Annotated in this window: 2 protein-coding genes; one reads left to right on the top strand and one right to left on the bottom strand. The window is 50.3% G+C overall.

All coding sequences use genetic code 11. The annotated features are described in order from the left end of the window. Positions 1-87 precede the first annotated feature (87 nt). Positions 88-885 carry a protein kinase domain-containing protein gene (locus ACYQ8U_RS22715; protein WP_459947845.1) on the bottom strand — a complete coding sequence of 266 codons (798 nt, stop codon included), beginning with the start codon at positions 883-885 and terminating at the stop codon, positions 88-90. A 426-nt stretch (positions 886-1,311) separates the two neighbouring features. On the opposite strand from ACYQ8U_RS22715, the gene ACYQ8U_RS22720 reads away from it, so the two are divergent. Continuing rightward, positions 1,312-3,708 carry an MASE3 domain-containing protein gene (locus tag ACYQ8U_RS22720; protein ID WP_459947844.1) on the top strand — a complete coding sequence of 799 codons (2,397 nt, stop codon included), beginning with the start codon at positions 1,312-1,314 and terminating at the stop codon, positions 3,706-3,708. Positions 3,709-3,771: the final 63 nt, after the last annotated feature.

Raw genomic sequence — 3,771 nt, forward strand, 5'->3', positions numbered from 1 at the left:
TGATGTTTCGTGAGTAATGATCGGCCACTTCCTCGGGCGTGATTTCGCCCTCTTCAACCAAGTAACGTGCCAGGTTCTGATCTTCGGTCAACTGCCTGAATACTCCCCGTGTATAGACGGACAAGCGGCTGTCACCGACATGACCCAGCTTGCACGACCTTCTCGGATAAAGACACAGAGAAGAGTCGTTCCCATTCCCTCCAGAGTCGTATCTTTCTCAGCAGCGGCAAGGATGAATCTGTCTGTTTCCACCGCAAGCGCCGAGAGAACTTCTTCTTCTCTCCCGCTTGGAATGAGTGGCATATTGGCCAGTTTGCCTCGAAGTATTTCCGCGGCATAATCCCCAGCCGCCTGCCCCCCCCAATCCGTCGGCCACCGCAAACAACAGGGTGTTGTCGCCGAATCTTTTAAAATAATAGCGATCTTCATTGGCTTTTTCACGTGGCCGATATGCGTTGCCGCATATAAAGATATATTCCCTTGCGCCGTATCGAAGGAGTGCTCCTCCTCCTGCACTTTTTGGTAAAAGCTGCAATTCATGCGTGTATCTACTACATGTTGATTGAGTAAAGGTGCCAAATCGCCTATTACCTCGGGAACGTCCTGATAGCGATCCTTTCTGGCATGTTGGCAGGCCTTGATGATAATTCTCCGTAATTCCGGCAGGATGTCCGGTACAAAATTTGCCAGATCGGGCAGCACTCTTTGACCATTGTCCTGGAAGATCGTCATTATTTCATCGGTGGTAAACGGCAGCTGTCCGGTGATAATCTCAAAAGCAGTAACTCCCAAGGCGTATATGTCACTGCAGCAATCGGCCTGACCTCCTTCGAGTAACTCAGGTGCCTGATAGGCAAGTGTCCCATTGGACGCCTCTTTACACAGTAGCCGAAAGTGTTTTTAGGCCTGCTGTTACAAAACCAACGCCGAGGGACCATCCCTGTCTCACGTACAGCTCCTTGGCGCACTTGTTTCAGATAATCTCTGAAAATGTCTATAAAAATAGCCGAAGTCGGGCATTTCCTGTTGTCATCTTTTGGACCAGTTACACGGTCAGGACAGGGGAGATGTCCGGGATGTACGTATTTAACCGACACAATTAAAGTATTTAGGCAACAGATCAAACTGAACTTGTAAATTCTGCTTCAAATCGGTAATGATAGGACCTGAACACATAAATAAACTGGAATAACACTATGTAATCCGATAAGCGACACAGCATTTCGTCGCTCACGGCGGACAGGTGATCGCCTTGACCGAGGACTGACCCGAGAACGTATCCGGTTACATACACTTCAGGTGGCGACTTTGATGATTCTTACAGACGACAAACACGATCTCGGCAAAAAGGTCCAGTTGATCATTACCTGCTTATTTCTTTCTGCTGCCTTGATCGGACTCTATTTTACCAACAGGGTCAATTTTTTACTTTTTCATTCCCTGGCAGAAGTCTTCAGTATCGTTGTCGCCTTTTCCATCTTCGTAATAGCCTGGAACTCAAAGAGATATATCCGCAATCCCTACCTGCTGTTCGTCGGCATAGCCTGCCTGTTCGTTGCCCTGCTGGATCTGTTGCACGCTTTGGCCTATAAGGGCATGCCGATATTTCCGGAACCGCACGATTATGCCACCGAGCTGTGGATCGCCGCCCGCTACATGGAGAGTATCACGCTGCTTTTAGCCTTCATATTCCTGCGCGATGAGAGGGTCCCGCGCGTCAACCGGGTGTTCACAGTCTATACCCTTATCACAGGCATTATTATTGCCGTCATTTTCTATTGGAAAATATTTCCGATCTGTTTTGTCGACGGCAGCGGGCTCACCCCTTTCAAGAAAATCAGCGAATATATCATCTGCGCTATCCTGCTTGCTGCAATATTTTTTCTGCGGAAAAACAAGGAAAAATTTGAAAGTAAAATCTTCCGCTGCCTGCTGCTGTCAATTTTCTGCACCATCATTTCAGAACTGGCTTTCACTTTTTACATCAGCAGTTACGACGTCTCGAATCTGATCGGACATTATTTCAAGATCTTTTCTTATTTGCTTATCTATCAAGCGATAATCAAGACAGGCATCGAACGTCCTTTTACATTGATATTCCGTGATCTCGACAGAGCCAACCGGGAGCTGAGCAGGCAGACCGCCGAGCTAGAGGCAACGAACAAGCAGGTGGAAAACGACAAGCGGATGCTGTCGGCAGTTATGCAGGCCCTGCCGACGGGAGTTGCCATCACCGATATCTCGGGCGGGACTGTCCTCACCAACAAAGTCTACGAAACGTTATGGGGCGGAGCGCTTCCGGAGACCTCCTCCGTCGACGATTATCACCACTACCGTGCCTGGTGGACCGACACGGACAAGCCTGTTGCCAAGGAAGAATGGGCCTCGGCCATAGCGGTACGGGAGGAAAGGGATGCAATCGGACAGATGATGAGGATAGAGCGGTTTGACGGCAGCGAAGCCTATATCATCAACAGCGCCTGCCCGGTATACGACGCCGACGGTAATATCTCCGGAAGTGCCGTGGCCATTCAGGATATTACCGATTTAAAGCAGGCGGAAAATGCTCTTTTCGAGAGCGAACAACAGCTGCGACTGTTCATCGAGCACGCCCCGGCAGCACTCGCCATGTTCGACCGCAATATGTGCTACCAGAGTGTCAGCCGTCGCTGGTTGAATGATTACGGACTGGGAGACCGGGATCTGACCGGAATATCCATCTACGACGCATCCGATATACCCGAACGTTGGAGAGAAGCCCATAACCGCGCATTGGCCGGCGAGGTACTGGGTATGGAAGAGGACTATTACGAACTGCCCGAAGGACCAGTCGTCTGGCTACGCTGGGAAATTCGTCCCTGGTACGGCAAGTCTGGAGAAATCGGCGGGATCGTCATCTTCACCGAAGACATCACCCCTCGAAAACAGGCCGAGGAACAGCTCAAAATACTTAACGAGGAGCTTGAACGAAGGGTGGAACAGCGTACCCATGAACTCCAGGAGACACAACTCCAGTATCTGCATGCCGAAAAGCTTTCGGCCATAGGCAAATTGTCGGCGTCCATCGCTCACGAATTCAACAATCCCCTGCAGGGCATATTGACGATCCTCAAGGGCCTGAAACGAAGGGCGATACTGGAAGAGGAGGACAAAGAACTGCTGGATCTGGCCATTAGTGAAAATGAGCGGATGAAAAATCTGATTCGAAGCCTCCAGGATTTCAACCGACCCTCATCAGGCAAAAGGACGACCATGGACATCCATGCGGCCATCGACTCCCTGCTGCTGTTATACAAAAGTGATTTCAAGCACAAAGGCATCTCGCTTTCTCTCAACTATGCAGAGGAATTGCCCTTGATCCCGGCAGTTCCCGACCAGATCAAGCAGGTCCTTCTCAACTTGATCACCAATGCTGCGGACGCCTCCGCCCAAAACGGCGGTGAGATCGCCATAACTACCCGGCAGGTTGACGACAGGGTCGCCATTGCAATACAGGATTTCGGCACAGGCATTGAACCCGAAAACATCGATCTGATCTTCCAGCCCTTCTACACCACCAAGTCCAGCACCATGGGTACCGGCCTTGGTTTGTCGATCTGCCAAAGTATCATCCAGAAACATCAGGGGGAGATACGAGTGGAAAGCCGGCCGGGGGAAGGATCGACCTTCACGGTGCTGCTGCCGCTCTTTGAGACAGACAAGCCGTGAAGTCCGGACTTCTTCCTTGTTTTTTCATGTCTTAAGAACCGTAATCGGTTACTTTTACGGTAA

Source organism: Desulfocastanea catecholica, assembly GCF_054657295.1.